Raw genomic sequence first — 14570 nt, 5'->3', positions numbered from 1 at the left:
ATCAGCTGGCCGCTTGCTCAAAGGTGAGCCGGTCCACGACCGCCGCGCACAATTGCTCAGCAAAATCGGAGGGTTGGTTGGCGTCGCCCCATTTGCGGCGGGGCCCGAGTGCAACGATTCCTTGGCATGGGCGATGGCGGATCAAAAGGCATGCTGGATACTCGGTCGCGTGGCCGTGACGCAGCAACTCGCTCGGGTGCCCGCCCAGTATCTCGACGACTGCCGCAGCAGAGCGGTCGTGTCTCCGGACGACGATCCGGGGTGGGACCCGCCCCTTGATGACATCTGCGACCTGGACTGGGCGCCCGCTCTGCTGGAACGTGCCTGCGGGCATGCGCAGATCGACCCGCGACTGCTGGATGCCGTCCGATGTGCCACAAGCGGCGACCCCGTCGTGGACATCGCCTATCTCGACCACCCAGCAGCGGTCGGCGACTTCGGACCTGCTCCGACTGCGCTCGCCCCGCCAGAGGTGACCCGCACAGCCGCGGCTCTGCAGAGCGTCGACTTCACGTCGGTGCTGGCGACCCTGCCCGACGAGGACCGGCAGATCGCCGGAGTGCTCGGACCGGCGGTCGAGGGGCTCACCGGTGCCAAGCACTACCTGGCCAGGTACTTCATGGCGCTTTGCGACTTCTATCAAGGAGCCGCAGACCGGGGCCTGTTTGTCGTGTCCTGGTGGGACTGAACCCTCCGGCGAAGGGAACGGCCCGGGTGGCACGATGGCCGGGTGCTCAACACCATCGGTCGTTGGTACTACTTGCTGCGGGACTCGGTCAGTGATCCGAGCCGCGCTCCTGACGACGTCGCGCTGGCCCGGTTGCGGCTGCTGTATGTGAAGCCGGGCCTACGGTATGTGTATCTGCACAGCGGTGCCGCGATGGTGCTGCCTTCGCTGCGGCTCCGCCGGTTCCAACGACGGCTGCGTCGCGACGCCCGGCGGGTGACGTCGCGTGAACTCGAACTGCTGCTGGACGCGGGTTGGCGCGAGCGGATGACGGCCTGTTGGCTGATCGCAGCCGGCTGCCGCACAGAACTGCGGGAGCGCCTTGCCGCGGACCGGCTCGACCGAGGTGAACGTGAACGTGGACCTGGCCGAGCGTCGGCGCTTCCTCGTCCAGGAGTTGGCACTGGCCAGGGGAGGGTGCCCCGATCTGCGGCCGTGGCTCATTCGGGCCGGGGCACTTCCGAAGGGCTGGCGTGGCTGGCGGCACCCGCCGTTGCTGTGATGAGGGCGGGTGTTCCCTCAGACGGCCGCGGCCTCGGATTTGCGCGCGAGCAGGTGGATCTCCTGGAACTGCCGTCGGTCGGTGGGTCGGGGCTCGCGGACCATCCGGGCCACCTCGGCCAAGCCGGCCTTCCGCAGCAGTGCGGCGAGGTGGTCGGGCGACCACCGATAGGCCGGCGCCACCGCGTGATCGAAGACCTGCGTCGGGTGGGACGGACCGTCGCCGGCCGAGAAGCCGACCAGAAGATGGCCGCCAGGCGCCAGCACCCGGTGGAACTCGGCCAGGATGACCGGGAGTTCCCGCGGTGGCGTGTGGATGATGGACCAACGGGCGAGCACGCCGTCCAGCGTGCCGTCGGCGATGTCCAATGCGGCCATCGAGCCCACGTCGAAGCGCAGTCCGGGATGGGCCTGTCGGGCCAGCTCAACCATCGCTGAAGAGGCGTCAACGCCGAACGCCGCCAGCCCCAACTCGTCCAGGTGGGCGGTGATATGGCCGGGTCCGCAGCCCAGGTCCGCGACCCGGCCGTCCCCGCCCGCGCGGGCGACCTCGGCGAAGGCGCTCAGCATCGCGCGGTCCAAGGGCCTGTCCCGCAGTTCGTCGCGGAACTGCTGCGCATACAGCGGGGCCGCGGCGTCGTAGGCCTCGCGGGTGACAGTGAGGGCATCGTGGTCGACCATGGCCGCGACGCTAGTCCCTGGTGCTGGGACGAGCCGTGGGAATCGCGATCCTCCTGCCGAGTACCGCACTTGCGGAGGGCGGCGGGCGGAGGGCGGAGCCCCCCGCGCCGCGGAGCTGTCGGGTTCGGTGTCGAGCGGGAGTCGTAAGGCCACTTCTTCGACGGGGTCAGTAGATCCCGTTCAGTTCCCACCACCCGGGGCTCACAGCCTGAGGGGCGGCGAAGGTCCCCTTGCCGGTGCCGGCCGACACCCGGCCGATGCCCATATCGGTACCACTGCCGTCGGGGATGTTCGCGAGGGTGACGAAATCGTTGCGGCCGTCACCGGTGGCGTCGCCGTTCGCGACGAAGTTCACGACGTCGTTCCACCCCTTTCCACGGTTCGCGCTCGAGCGGATGCCGCCCTTGCCATTGCCGTAGGCGGCCATGAGCGTGCCCTTCGCGGTGCGGAAGAGGAAGTCGGCGTGCCCGTCCCCGTTGATGTCCCCGACGCCGACCAGGGCGGTGATGCCCTTCCAGCCTTCACCGATCCTCTTGTGCGAGCCGATGGTGCCGTGTCCGGTTCCCAGGTAGAGGTAGAGCCCTCCATTGGAGGAGACGGCGAGCAGGTCGCCGTGTCCATCGCCGTTGAAATCGCCGACGGCGGCGATCCGGGTCATGCTGTTCCATCCCTGGCCCAGGAGGCGGTGGGCGGTCACGCCGCCCTTTCCGTCACCGGGGTAGACCCAGAGCCGTCCGCGGGCATCGCGGGCGATGACGTCCTCCTTGCCGTCGCCGGTGACGTCGCCGTGCCGGGTGATCGCGGTCATCGCGCCCCAGCCGGGGCCGATGTCCCGGCCGCGGCCGTTCACGCCGGAGGTCGACCACAGCCGGCCGGCCTCGTCACGGCTGAGCAGGTCGGCGTAGCCGTCGTTGTTGAGGTCGCCGAATCCACTGGCCTTGGGCTGGTGCGCCGCGGACGTCCAGTCCGCGTAGGCGGTTCCCAAGCACTCGCGGTCGGTTCGGACCAGCTTGAGCGAGCTTACCTTCCGGTCCATGGAGAGGTTGTAACCGTTGCCGCTGCCGCTCTGGTTGGGCAGTTCGTCCCAGACCGTGCCTGAGGAGCCGTAGTTCGGATCGGCGTATATGCACACATTGCTGGTGGTGCGGTTGCTGTACGAGCGCATCCGGTTGTTCCATGAACCGAGCGTCGGGGCGCTGGCCTTCGTCTTGTACATCGCGCCTTGGGCGTTGGTGTGGTCCCAGGCGCAGAAGTAGCCCTTCGGACAGCGGTAGAAACCCGTTGCGGCCTGGGCCTGCACGGCCGGGGCCAGGGCCCCCGCGAGCGCCAGGGCCGTCACCGCGGCCAGCTTGCCGAGACTGCGTCGTTTCATGGTTCCCCCCACATTCAGCGATCAGACAAGCGGAAGAGTAGCGCCTGCCCGCCTGCCCGCCTGCCCGCCTGCCCGCCTGCCCGCCTGCCCGCCTGCCCGTTGTCGGCCTGGCTTGGGGCCGCAGCCGGAGGCAGGGACGGATTGTCCCTGGACAGGTGGGGCCTTCATCCGGGGATGGGGATTGTCCAGGCTGGGTGGTGGCGGGTGGTTCGTCCGAGTCGCGTGGTCAGTACGCGGCGGCCACGGCGCCAGGCAGGGAGCCGGCCATGACCGTGCGCAGCAGGATCGCCTTGATCACGGGTGCCAACCGCGGACTGGGGCGCGCCACGGCGCTGCGCCTCGCCGAGGACGGCACCGACCTCGTCGTCACCTACCGCTCCCATCCGGAGGAGGCCGCCGCGGTGGTGGACGCCGTGTCCGCGCTGGGGCGGACGGCGTTCGCGCTGCGGCTCGACACCGGGGAGGTCGAGTCCTTCGAGGAGTTCGCCGGCGAGGTCCGCCGGGTGCTGAAGGAGGGCTGGGACCGGGAGGGCTTCGACTTCCTGGTCAACAACGCCGGCGCGGCCGTCATGGCCCCGTTCGGTGAGATGACGGTGGACGGCTTCGACGAACTGGTCAAGGTCCACTTCCGGGGCGTGTACTTCCTGACCCAGACGCTGCTGCCGCTGCTGGAGGACGGGGGCAGGATCGTCAACCTGTCCACCGGGCTCACCAGGTTCACCGCCCAGGGCACCTCGGCGTACGCGTCGGTGAAGGGCGCCGTCGAGGTCTTCACCCGCTACCTGGCCAAGGAGCTGGGCCCGCGCGGCATCACCGCGAACACGGTCGCGCCGGGCCCGGTGGCCACCGACTTCGGCGGCGGCGGCGTCCGCGACAACGAGCAACTGCGTGCGCTGCTCGGCGGGCAGACCGCGCTGGGCCGGGTCGGCGAGCCGGAGGACATCGGCGGCGTCATCGCCTCGCTGCTGTCCGAGCACACCGGATGGATCACCGCCCAGCGGATCGAGGCCTCCGGCGGAACTTATATCTGACGGTTGGTCAGAAGGTCCATGGTCCTCCCGCTTCCAGAAGGAGCAGCACATGTCCCGTGCCAGGCTTGATACCACCGTCCCCGATCTGACCGGCAGGCTCGCGCTGGTGACCGGCGCGAGTGACGGGATCGGACGCGGGCTGGCCCAGCGGCTGGCCGAGGCCGGCGCGGAGGTTCTGCTGCCGGTGCGCAGCCCGGCCAAGGGCGCTGCCGCGGTCGAGCGGATCCGCCGCGCCGTGCCCGGCGCGCGGGTCTCCACCCGCGAACTGGACCTGTCCTCGCTGGACTCGGTGGCCGAGCTCGGCCGGGTGCTGAACGCCGAGGGCCGTCCCATCGACATCCTGATCAACAACGCGGCCGTGATGACCCCGGCCACCCGCCACACCACCGGCGACGGCCTGGAGTTGCAGTTCGCCACCAACCACCTCGGGCACTTCGCGCTCACCGCCCACCTGCTGCCGCTGCTGCGCGCGGCCGGGGCCCGGGTGACCACGCAGTCCAGCATCGGCGCCCGACAAGGGGCGTTCGCCTGGCAGGACCTGCAGAGCGAGCAGAAGTACCAGCCGATGACCGCCTACAACCAGTCCAAGCTCGCGATCATGCTGTTCGGCCTGGAACTCCAGCGGCGCAGCACCGCCGGGGGCTGGGGGATCACCAGCACCCTCGCGCATCCGGGGCTGACGTCCACCAATCTGCAGTCCTCGGGGCGGAACCTGGGCCGGGAGAAGGAGACCAGATGGATGGACCGCGCCTTCAAGCGGCTGTCCCGGCTGGGGCTGCTGGTCCAGACCGTGGACGACGGCCTGCTGCCCGCGCTGTACGCGGCCACCAGCCCGGACGCGGAGCCGGGCGGCTTCTACGGTCCGAGCGGCCCGGGGCAGCTGACCGGCCCTCCGGTCGCGCGGGAGCTGTTCAGATCGGCCCGGGACGCCGCGGTGGCCGGGCGGATCTGGCGTACTTCCGAGGAACTGGCCGGGGTCGGCTTCCCCAGCGCGTGACCCCACGGCGCGTGACCCCCCGGCGCGTGACCCCCCGGCGCGTGACCCCACGGCGGTGGGAAGCAGGCCACAGCAGGACCAGCAGGGGAGACTGAGCAGATGGACCGAGCACAACTGGCCGACTTCCTGCGCAGCCGCCGCGAGGCCCTCCAGCCGGAGGACGTCGGGCTGCCGCGCGGCCCGCGCCGCCGTACCCGGGGGCTGCGCCGGGAGGAGGTGGCGGCGCTGAGCGGGATGTCCACCGACTACTACAGCCGGATCGAGCAGCAGCGCGGGCCGCAGCCCTCCGAGCCGATGCTCGGCGGCATCGCCCGCGGGCTGCACCTGTCCCTGGACGAACGCGACCACCTGTTCCGGATGGCCGGGTACAGCACCCCGGGCCGCAGCGCCCGCACCGACCACGTCAACCCGGGGATCCTGCGGATCCTGGACCGGCTCGGCGACACCCCGGCCCTGGTGATCAGCAGCCTGGCCGAAACCCTGGTGCAGACCCGGCCGGCGGTGGCCCTGCTCGGCAATGACACCGACTACACCGGCCACGACCGCAGCCTGGTGTACCGCTGGTTCACCGCCCCCGCTGCCCGCCGGATCTACCCCGAGGAGGACCACCCGCTGCACGGGCGGATCTTCACCTCACAACTGCGGGCCGTCTACGCCCGCCAGGGGCCGGACTCCCGGGCCGGCCGGATCGTCGACGCCCTGCTGGACCGGAGCGAGGAGTTCACCGAGCTCTGGGGCGCCCACGAGATCGGCCTCGGCCACAGCGGGCCGAAGCGGATCCAGCATCCCGACCTGGGCGTCCTCGAACTGCACTGCCAGGTCCTGTTCGACGCCGACCAGGCCCAGGCGCTCCTGGTCTACACCGCCACCCCCGGGACGGAGAGCCACGAGAAGCTCAGGCTGCTCTCGGTCACCGGGGATCGCGGGCCCCACACCTGAAACACCGCGGCCTGAAGCACCGCGACAACACCGCGGCCTGAAGGACCGCGCGGGCCGGAGGGTCAGCGGCGGATGCCGCAGTCCGGGCAGAAGACCGACCCCTGGGGCAGGACCGCCTGGCACGAGGTGCACTGGTCCTGGGACCCCAGCCTGTGGCCGCAGCCCGGGCAGAAGCGTGCGCCATGGGTCTCGGTGCTGCACTGGGGGCAGACCAACTGGTGGCTCTGGTCCACGTTGTAGGCCTCGCCCTGGGCGCCGCCGACGTCGTAGGCACGCTGCGAGGCCACGTCGTTGAGTCCGCGCTGCTGCGCGGCGGCCACCTCGGCGGCGGTGTCCGGCGCGCAGCCCAGGCACAGGCCCTGGGCCGGGTTCCAGCACCGGCCGCAGACGTAACTGGTGCAGCGGGCGCAGCGGTTGAAGTGCGCCTGGGCGTCGGTGATGGCCTGCTGGAAGGCATTGTCCTTGGTCGGGCCCCAGTTGGCGCCGACCAGTCCGCCCAGGGCGCTGCTGGCCTCGCTGCCGGTGCGTCCGAACGCCCCCCAGGCGCTGCCGACCACCCGGTCCGCCCAGCCGGCCGCCCGGCCGCTGGTGTACGGCTTGAAGGCCGAACGCCAGGTGTCCGCACAGCGTGAGCAGGAGAACTCGAACTGGAAGCCGGCCCCCGTCCCGCGCTGCTCGCACAGGTCACGGTAGTTGTTGCTGAAGTAGATCTCGTTGCTCATGGTGCCGCTGCCCCCACACAATCCCATGCCGTTTCCATGACGGCCCTAGGCAAAGAGTGGCACAGCGGAACGGCGCGCGATAAGGACTGACGCATGATCCGTTCGCAACCGTTATGCCCGCGTTCGCCGGTTCACCGGCCGACTTCAGCGGCGCTTCAGCAGTCACTTCAGCAGTCACTTCAGCGGTCGGCGTCAGCGGTCGGCGATCAGGGTGCCGCCGATGGCCCAGTTCTCGGCCGGAAGCTCGTCGATGGTGACCCAGACCGACTCCGGCTTGATGCCGGTGACCCGGACGTAGGCGTCGGTGAGTTCCCGGGCGAGGGCGCGCTTCTGCTCCTCGCTGCGGCCGGCGATCTGCTTGACCTGGATGATCGGCATGGTGCTCCTTGATCGGGACGTGATCGTCCCGCAAAGCCTACGGCCCGCCGCCAGGAAGGCGGCGGGCCGTATCTCAGTACCCGGTCAGGCCCTGCTGCCCGACTCCTGGTCCTCGGTCAGCAGCCCGCCGCGCGCCGCGGGCGCGGACGGCGGGGCGGTGACCTTGCTCAGCGCGCTGGGCCACCACAGCCGCCGGTCCAGGTCCATGGTCAGCGCGGTGACCAGGATCGAGCGGACCACCAGGGTGTCCAGCAGGACGCCCAGGCAGACCGCGAAGCCGATCTCGGCGAAGCCCACCACCGGCAGCGTGCCCAGCACCCCGAAGGTGCTGGCCAGGATCAGTCCGGCGGAGGTGATCACGCCGCCGGTCGCGGCGAGCCCGGCCAGCGCGCCGCCGCGGGTGCCCCGGATGGCGGACTCCTCCCTGACCCTGGTCATCAGGAAGATGTTGTAGTCGATCCCCAGGGCGACCAGGAAGACGAAGACGAACAGCGGGAACGAGCTGTCCTCGCCCTGGAAGTGGAACAGATGGGTGAAGGCCAGCGAGCTGATGCCCAGGGCCGCGGCGTAGGAGAGCACCACGGTCGCGATCAGCAGCAGCGGCGCGACCACGGCCCGCAGCAGCAGGGCCAGGATCAGCAGCACCACCAGCAGCACGATCGGGATGATCACGAAGGAGTCGTGCCGGGACGCCCGCTGGGTGTCCAGCTGCACCGCCGTGTCACCGCCGACCTGGGCCTGCGCGCCGGGCACGGCGTGCTCGGCGGCCCTGACCCGGTCCACGGTGTCGTGCGCCGCCTTGCTGTCCGGGGCGGAGGAGAGGGTGCCGGTCAGATAGGCGTGGTCGCCCTTGACCAGCGGCGGGGTGGTCGAGGCGATGCCGGTGACGCTCTTCAGCGCCTGCAGGGCCGGGTCCGCCGCGGAGGCGTTGGTGATCACGATCACCGGGGACCCCGCCCCGGCCGGGAAGTGCTCGGCCAGGACGGCCTGGCCGACCACCGAGTCCGGCTTCCCGGTGAAGGAGCCCGCGGTTGACAGTCCGTCGGCCTTGAGGCTGAACATGCCCAGCGCCAGCGCGCCGAGGGCGAGGGTGGTGCCGATCCAGACCAGCCGGGGACGGCGGGAGATGCCGCCGCCGACCCGGGCCCAGACGCCGCTCTCGGTGGGCTCGGCGGTGCCGAAGGACGGCTTGACCGGCCAGAACACCCAGCGTCCGGTGATCACCAGCAGGGCCGGCAGCAGGGTGAGCATGGCCGCCAGGGCGATCACGATGCCGATGGCGCAGACCGGGCCGAGGCCGCGGGTGGAGTTCATCTGCGCGAACAGCAGGCAGAGCATGCTGATCGCGACGGTGGCGGCGCTGGCCAGGATGGCGGGGCCGGCCCGGTGCAGGGCCTCCGCCATGGCCTCGTGCCGGTCCTCGTGCCGGCGCAGCTCCTCGCGGTAGCGGGCGACCAGCAGCAGCGCGTAGTCCGTGCCCGCGCCGATCACCAGCACCAGCAGGATGCCCGCGCTCTGCGCGTTGACGGTCAGTCCGGCGTGTTTGACCAGCAGGTAGATGACGGCTTCGGCGGCGGTCAGGGCCAGGCCCGAGGACAGCAGCGGCAGCAGCCAGAGGGTCGGGCTGCGGTAGGTGAGCAGCAGCAGCACGATCACGATGCCGACGGTGGCGTAGAGCAGGGTGCCGTCGATCCCGGCGAACGCCTTGCTCTGATCGGCGCCGATGCCGCCGACCCCGGTGATGTGGACGGTGAGGCCGGGATCACCCTTGCTCGCGGTGGCGCGGATGCTGTCCACGGCCGGGGTGAGGTTGTTCCAGCCGCCCTTGGTCATGTCGACCGGCACGATGACCTGCAGCGCCTTGCCGTCCTTGGCCGACGCCGGCCCGGTGATGGCGCCCTTGACGTTGGGCGCGGAGGCGAAGGCCGCGATGTCGGCGGTGGCCTTGGCCCGGTCGGCGGCGGTGATGCCGCTGTCGCGGACGTAGAGCACCACGGTCGGGGCGCTCTGGGTCGCGGCGAACTGGCCCTGGAGGTTCAGGACCTTGGTGGACTCGGCGCTGCCCGGCAGCCAGCTCGACGCCTCGTTGTTCTCGGCGTTGGTGAGCTTCCCGGCGAGCGGGGCGAGGACGAGCAGCAGGATGATCCAGGCAGCGAGGACGACCCACTTGCTTCGTCGTCCGCAGGGCAGGGCGGCGAGCCGCCGGGCGAGATTCATTGTGTGTATCCCCCAAGTAACGCGATACATCGCGATCGTTGGGAATACGATGTGACGTACGCCGGGGTGGTGTCAAGCAGCGCAGGTCAGCTCAGGTACGGGCGTTGTAGAGGCCGAGATAGGTGGAGAACCGCTCCAGGTCCTCGTCCGGCCAGTCGGCCAGGCGCTCCAGGAAAGCGGCGTGGCGCTGCTCGCGGACGTCGCTCAGCAGCTGCTCGCCGGCCGGGGAGGCGCGGATGATCTGGCCGCGCAGGTCCTCCGGGTCGGCGCTGCGCTCGATCAGGCCGAGCTTCTCCAGGGCGGCGATCTGACGGCTGACCGTGGACTTGTCCAGCATGAAGTGCGCGGCCAGGTCAGTGCCGCGACAGCCGCCGCGCTCGTACAGGTGGTCGAGCAGGGTGTAGGTGACCAGGGTCAGGCTGGGATGGATCCGGAAGGCCAGCGCGCGGGCGCGCCGGGCGACGGCGGTCAGCTCGCGCTGGATGGCGTCGATGGACGCGGAGCGGGTGGGTGCGGCGGACAAGGCAGGCTCCTTTTTGGTTGCACAGTACAACCAAAGCCGGAAAATGTCCCGTCCGAAACGCTCAGGATCTGTGCGGCGTGTGCGGCAGCGGAAGTTCGAACCAGACCACTTTGCCGACCGCCTTGCGGCTGGTCCCCCAGCGCGCCGACAGGCTGCTGACCAGGCTCAGCCCGCGGCCGTCCTCGTCCAGCGCCTCGGACGGCTCCAGCGACGGCAGGTTGTGGTCGTCGTCGCTGACCTCGACCAGCAGCTTGCCGACCCGCATCAGCTGCAGCTCGACCCGGTCCCGCGCCACCCGCAGCGCATTCGTCACCAGCTCGCTGACCAGCAGCTCGGTGGTCTCCGCCAACTCCCCCAGGCCCCACTGGACCAGCTGCTCGCGGGCCAGCCGCCGGGCCCGGTGCACCTCGGTCGGGTCCAGCTGCAGCGACCAGGAGATCACGTCCTGCGGCGGGATGCCGTCGAAGCGGGCGATCAGCAGCGCCAGGTCGTCGTTGCGGTCGTCGGTGTGCAGCCGCTCCAGCACGGTGTCGCAGACCTCGTCCGGGCTGCGCCGGGGATCCACGATGTCGCCGCAGAGCGCGGCCAGGCCGTCCCCTATGTCACCGCCGCGCATCTCCACCAGGCCGTCGGTGCAGAGCACCAGCATGCTGCCGTCGGAGACCTTGATCTCGCGGGAGGCGAACGGCACCCCGCCCACGCCGATCGGCGCGCCGGACGGGATCTCCAGCAGCTCGCCGCGCCCGTCCGGATGGACCAGCACCGGCGGTACGTGGCCCGCGCTGGCCAGGGTGCAGGTGCGGGCGATCGGGTCGTAGACCGCGTAGAGGCAGGTGGCCAGGTGGTCGTCGCCGAGGCGCTGGGAGAGGTTGTCCAGGTGCCGCAGGATCTGGCCCGGCGGCAGGTCCAGCGCGGCCAGGGTCTGCATCGCGGTGCGGAACCGGCCCATCGCCACCGCCGAGTGCAGGCCGTGGCCCATCACGTCGCCGACCACCAGGGCGACCCGGCTGCCGGGCAGTTGGATCGCGTCGAACCAGTCGCCGCCGACCTCGGCCCGGCGGTCGCCGGGGATGTAGCGGTGCGCGATCAGCACCCCGGGGATCTTCGGCGGACGGGTCGGCAGCATGCTGCGCTGCAGCGTCAGCGCGGTCTTCGCCTCCATCCGGTGCAGCCGGGCGTTGTCGATCGACAGCGCGGCGCGGGCCGCCAGCTCGCGCAGGTACGCCGCGTCCGTCTCGTCGAAGGGCGGCCGGTCGGCGTTGCGCAGCAGGGTCAGGATGCCCAGCACGGTGCCCCGCGCCGCCAGCGGCAGCGTCAGCATCGACCGTCCGTCGAACAGCGGGGCCAGCGCCGGGCCGCCCCGGCCGGCCGCGCACTGCTCCGCCACCACCGGGTCCACCACCGGCACCAGCACCGGCTGGTTGGTCTGCAGCGCCAGACCTGACGGGGTGTTGCCGGACAGCTGGAACAGGCTGCCCTCGTGCACCTGGTGCTCCCAGCCGGCCAGCGACTCGCTGAAGGCCCGGGCCACCCGGCGCAGCTGGGTCTCGTCGTCGGGGCGGTCGCGCGGCAGCTCGGTGTCGACGATCAGCCGGTCCCGCAGGTCCACGCAGGCGAAGTCGGCGATCCCGGGGACCACCACCTGGCACAGCTCATGGACCGTCACATCCAGGTCCAGGGTGGTGCCGATCCGGGCGCCGGCATGGCTGAGCAGCCGCAGCTGCTCATTGGCCGGCAGCGCGAGCGGCAGCGGCACGGCGGTCGCCGCGGCGAAGCCGGCCCCGGTCAGCAGGCCCGGCGGAAGGGTCAGCGTGGGGACCGTCGGCGGCCCGCTGAACGGGCCGCCCTCGAAGCCGGGACGGAGCCGCGCGGTCGGCGTGGCCGGGGCGGTCGGCGTGGTCGGGAGGGCGGCGGCCTGCGGTTGTCCGGTGCGGGGGACCGGCACGACCGTGCTCGGCCCGGTCTCCGGCCCGGTCTCCGGGCTGGTGAGCCAGCCGGTGGAGGAGGCGTCCGGCCGGTTCTTCGCGGAGTCGGCGGAGTCGTCCTGGCGGTCGTGCTCGTCGGTCGCGGCACCGCCCCCGGCCCCGGTCAGCGTGGGCAGGCCGGCCGAGCCGGGCAGCGGCGAGCCGTCCGGGAGTTCGTGCGGCAGCACCGGGAGCCGGATCGTGCCGTTCACCAGCAGCGCCGGGGCGCCCGCGGCCAGCAGCTGGCCGATCAGCCGGGTGCGCCGGTCCTCGGCGGTCCTGGGCAGCATCACCGACAGCCGCTGGGCGGTGCGCTGGGCGTCGGCGGCCCCGGTCGGGGCGGTCTGGACCGGGGCGATCCGCATCGCGGACTGCCCGGAGGCGGTGGTGGCCGCGTAGGGGAGGAACTGGTCGCCCAGCGCGATCCGCGGGCCGGCCTCGCGCAGCGGCCTGGCGTCGGCGGCGAGCACCAGCAGGCTGCGCCCGACCGGCTCGATCAGCCGGTAGGTCCAGCACAGCAGCTCGACCGTGCGCCCGTCCCGGTCGGTCACCAGCAGCTCCCCGGTCCAGGAGGAGTCGCCGGTGGTGAGGTCGTCCAGGTGGTCCAGGGCGTCGCCGAGCCGGCCCTCGGCCGGGGCGGTCGGCGGGACCGGTGCGGTCGCGGCGCCGGCCGGGTGCGGGGCGCCGCCGCGGGCCAGCGGGAGCAGTCCGGAGGCGGGGCGGTCGAAGACGTCGTCGCGGCGGTGGCCGAAGACCTCCTCGGCGGTGCGGTTCCAGTGGCACAGCCGCCCGTCGGAGTCCACCATCAGCACGGCCAGGCGCAGCACGGCCACCACGCCGGACGGTGCCGAGAGCGGGGAGGCCGCCGCGGCGGCGGAAGCACGGGGGGCCCTGTTCAGGGCAGCGTCATGCCGCCCTCGCCCGGAAGCCGCGAAGGACTCTTCCGCCATATTCACCTCTCTCAGCTCCCACTGCTGATCGTTCTGCGCTGCACCTCTTATGGAATACCCCCAGGCAAGCATGAAACCTGCCTCTGTTGCCTGACATCGGAGAACAATTGAGGTGTCCAGTAGCGCGCGCGGGCTCGCACGCCCTAGTGTGCGCCCTCGATCGCCGTCGTAGGGACAGTAGGGTGACTTGGCGGACACGCGGTAAAAACAACAAGCATTGAGGTTGAGATGGCTGCCGACACCCCGGTCCGGTGGATCGACCCCGAGGAGCAGCAGCTCGAGGAACAGATCGCGCTCACCGAGGCGCAGTGGGTCGACGCCGAGGTGGAGGTCGAGACCCTGCGGGTGGAGCTCGACAACTTCGCCCTGGTGCACCACCAGCGGCTCGGTCCCATGTATGTGCGCCTGGACGAGCTGGACGCGCTGATCGCCGAGGCCACGGCTGCGCGGACCGGCAACCCGGACGACATCAGGCGGGCCTTCGAGGCCCGCAACATCGTCGAGCCGATGCCGGACCTGGAGGCCTTCTTCGCCGCCACGGAGGCCGCCAACGACGCCGCCGCGGCCGAAGCGGCCGGGGAGGCGGGCTCGGTTCCGGGCCAGGGTTCCGGCCAGGGCGGCGCCGACTCGGAGCCGCCGCTGATGCCGCAGGCCCCGCAGCGGATCCGGCCCCGACAAGGAGGCCCAGCGCCTCTACCGCGACCTGGCCCGCCGGGCCCACCCGGACCTGGCCCAGGACCCGGCCGAGCAGCAGCTCCGCGGCGCCTTCATCGCCCGGGTCAACGAGGCCTACTCCCGCGGCGACGTGCTCGCGCTGGCCGCGCTGGCCGAGGAGTGGGCCGGCGAGACCGGCGACAACGGCGCACCCCCGAGCGGCACCCCGGAACGGACGGCCTGGCTGCGGCAGCGCCTGGACTGGCTGACCGCGCGGCTGCACCGGATCGAGCTGACCCGGGCCGAGCTCGCCGACAGCCCGATGGGACAGCTGCTGATGCTGCTCCCGGACGACCCGGACGCCCTGCTGGAGGTGCTGGCCGAGCAGCTGCTGGAGTCGGTCGCCACCCGCCAGGCGGAGCTGGACCGGCTGGTCGGAGCGTTCTGACCGCCGTCCATCCACGAGACCACCGAGCAACACATCCCTTGAGTCTGGAGAGACCTATGCCCCACCCCGCTGTTCCCACCGTGGACGCCGCTTCCGTACCGGCCGAGGCCGCGCTGCTCGACGTCCGTGAGCAGGACGAGTGGGACGCCGGTCATGTCGACGGCGCGCTGCACATCCCGATGGGCCAGGTGCTGGCCCGGATCGAGGAGCTGCCGGAGCAGAAGCTCTATGTGCTCTGCCGGGTCGGCGGCCGCTCGGCCCAGGTGGTGCAGTACCTGGTCGCCCAGGGCCGGGACGCCGTGAACGTGGACGGCGGGATGTACGCCTGGGAGGCGGCGGGCCGGCCGATGACCGGGATGGACGGCCGCGAGGCGTTCGTGCTGTAGCTGCGGCTGCCGCCAGGGCCACTGCTTGTCGCCCGTGGGCGAACGATCTGTGGAAAGTGGGTGTGCCGGGGCCGGATGAT

General features: G+C 71.6%; 13 protein-coding genes and 1 pseudogene. 7 read left to right on the top strand and 7 right to left on the bottom strand.

Annotated elements, in window-relative coordinates:
- Positions 1–13: 13 nt before the first annotated feature.
- Positions 14–688, top strand: coding sequence for a DUF1877 domain-containing protein (locus ACXKR8_RS25300; protein ID WP_462099846.1), 675 nt, complete (start codon positions 14–16; stop codon positions 686–688).
- A gap of 42 nt (positions 689–730) precedes the next feature.
- Positions 731–1078 (top strand): annotated as a pseudogene (locus tag ACXKR8_RS25295) (DUF6000 family protein); the annotation flags it as partial.
- Positions 1079–1246: 168 nt separating this feature from the next.
- On the opposite strand, the gene ACXKR8_RS25290 reads toward ACXKR8_RS25295, so the two are convergent.
- Together ACXKR8_RS25290 and ACXKR8_RS25285 are read right to left on the bottom strand one after the other, a co-directional pair.
- Positions 1247–1909 (bottom strand): class I SAM-dependent DNA methyltransferase, encoded by a 663-nt coding sequence (locus tag ACXKR8_RS25290; RefSeq protein WP_458266866.1) that lies wholly within the window; start codon positions 1907–1909, stop codon positions 1247–1249.
- 166 nt (positions 1910–2075) lie between these two features.
- Complete coding sequence (locus ACXKR8_RS25285) at positions 2076–3281, bottom strand: FG-GAP-like repeat-containing protein (protein WP_458266865.1); 1206 nt, start codon at positions 3279–3281, stop codon at positions 2076–2078.
- A 266-nt stretch (positions 3282–3547) separates the two neighbouring features.
- On the opposite strand from ACXKR8_RS25285, the gene ACXKR8_RS25280 reads away from it, so the two are divergent.
- The 3 genes from ACXKR8_RS25280 (at position 3548) to ACXKR8_RS25270 (ending at position 6248) form a co-directional block, all read left to right on the top strand.
- Positions 3548–4312: an SDR family NAD(P)-dependent oxidoreductase gene (locus ACXKR8_RS25280; protein ID WP_458266864.1), complete on the top strand. Its 765-nt coding sequence runs from the start codon at positions 3548–3550 to the stop codon at positions 4310–4312.
- Between the two features lie 49 nt (positions 4313–4361).
- Positions 4362–5309, top strand: a complete 948-nt coding sequence (locus ACXKR8_RS25275; RefSeq protein ID WP_458266863.1) for an SDR family oxidoreductase — start codon at positions 4362–4364, stop codon at positions 5307–5309.
- Positions 5310–5408: 99 nt separating this feature from the next.
- The gene (locus ACXKR8_RS25270) at positions 5409–6248 is read left to right on the top strand and encodes a helix-turn-helix transcriptional regulator (RefSeq protein ID WP_458266862.1); all 840 of its coding nucleotides are present in this window, start codon (positions 5409–5411) and stop codon (positions 6246–6248) included.
- A gap of 62 nt (positions 6249–6310) precedes the next feature.
- On the opposite strand, the gene ACXKR8_RS25265 is transcribed toward ACXKR8_RS25270, so the two are convergent.
- The 5 genes from ACXKR8_RS25265 to ACXKR8_RS25245 form a co-directional block, all read right to left on the bottom strand.
- A complete protein-coding gene (locus ACXKR8_RS25265; protein ID WP_458266861.1) occupies positions 6311–6970 on the bottom strand; it encodes a zinc ribbon domain-containing protein in 660 nt (219 codons plus the stop codon).
- Between the two features lie 192 nt (positions 6971–7162).
- Positions 7163–7348 carry a 2-hydroxymuconate tautomerase gene (locus ACXKR8_RS25260; protein ID WP_458266860.1) on the bottom strand — a complete coding sequence of 62 codons (186 nt, stop codon included), beginning with the start codon at positions 7346–7348 and terminating at the stop codon, positions 7163–7165.
- 84 nt (positions 7349–7432) lie between these two features.
- Complete coding sequence (locus tag ACXKR8_RS25255; RefSeq protein ID WP_458266859.1) at positions 7433–9565, bottom strand: MMPL family transporter; 2133 nt, start codon at positions 9563–9565, stop codon at positions 7433–7435.
- A 91-nt stretch (positions 9566–9656) separates the two neighbouring features.
- Positions 9657–10088, bottom strand: coding sequence for a MarR family winged helix-turn-helix transcriptional regulator (locus tag ACXKR8_RS25250; protein ID WP_458266858.1), 432 nt, complete (start codon positions 10086–10088; stop codon positions 9657–9659).
- A 61-nt stretch (positions 10089–10149) separates the two neighbouring features.
- Entirely contained in the window at positions 10150–12885 is a 2736-nt protein-coding gene (locus tag ACXKR8_RS25245; protein WP_462099845.1) for an ATP-binding SpoIIE family protein phosphatase, read from the bottom strand.
- A gap of 922 nt (positions 12886–13807) precedes the next feature.
- Here ACXKR8_RS25245 and ACXKR8_RS25240 point away from each other — a divergent pair.
- Positions 13808–14104, top strand: coding sequence for a hypothetical protein (locus tag ACXKR8_RS25240; protein WP_462099844.1), 297 nt, complete (start codon positions 13808–13810; stop codon positions 14102–14104).
- Positions 14105–14160: 56 nt separating this feature from the next.
- Positions 14161–14490: a rhodanese-like domain-containing protein gene (locus ACXKR8_RS25235; protein ID WP_458266855.1), complete on the top strand. Its 330-nt coding sequence runs from the start codon at positions 14161–14163 to the stop codon at positions 14488–14490.
- Positions 14491–14570 lie beyond the last annotated feature (80 nt).

Source organism: Streptacidiphilus sp. PAMC 29251 (assembly GCF_054208735.2).
The sequence above is the reverse complement of the archived record's forward strand: the minus strand, read 5'-3'. Positions and strand labels throughout refer to the sequence as shown.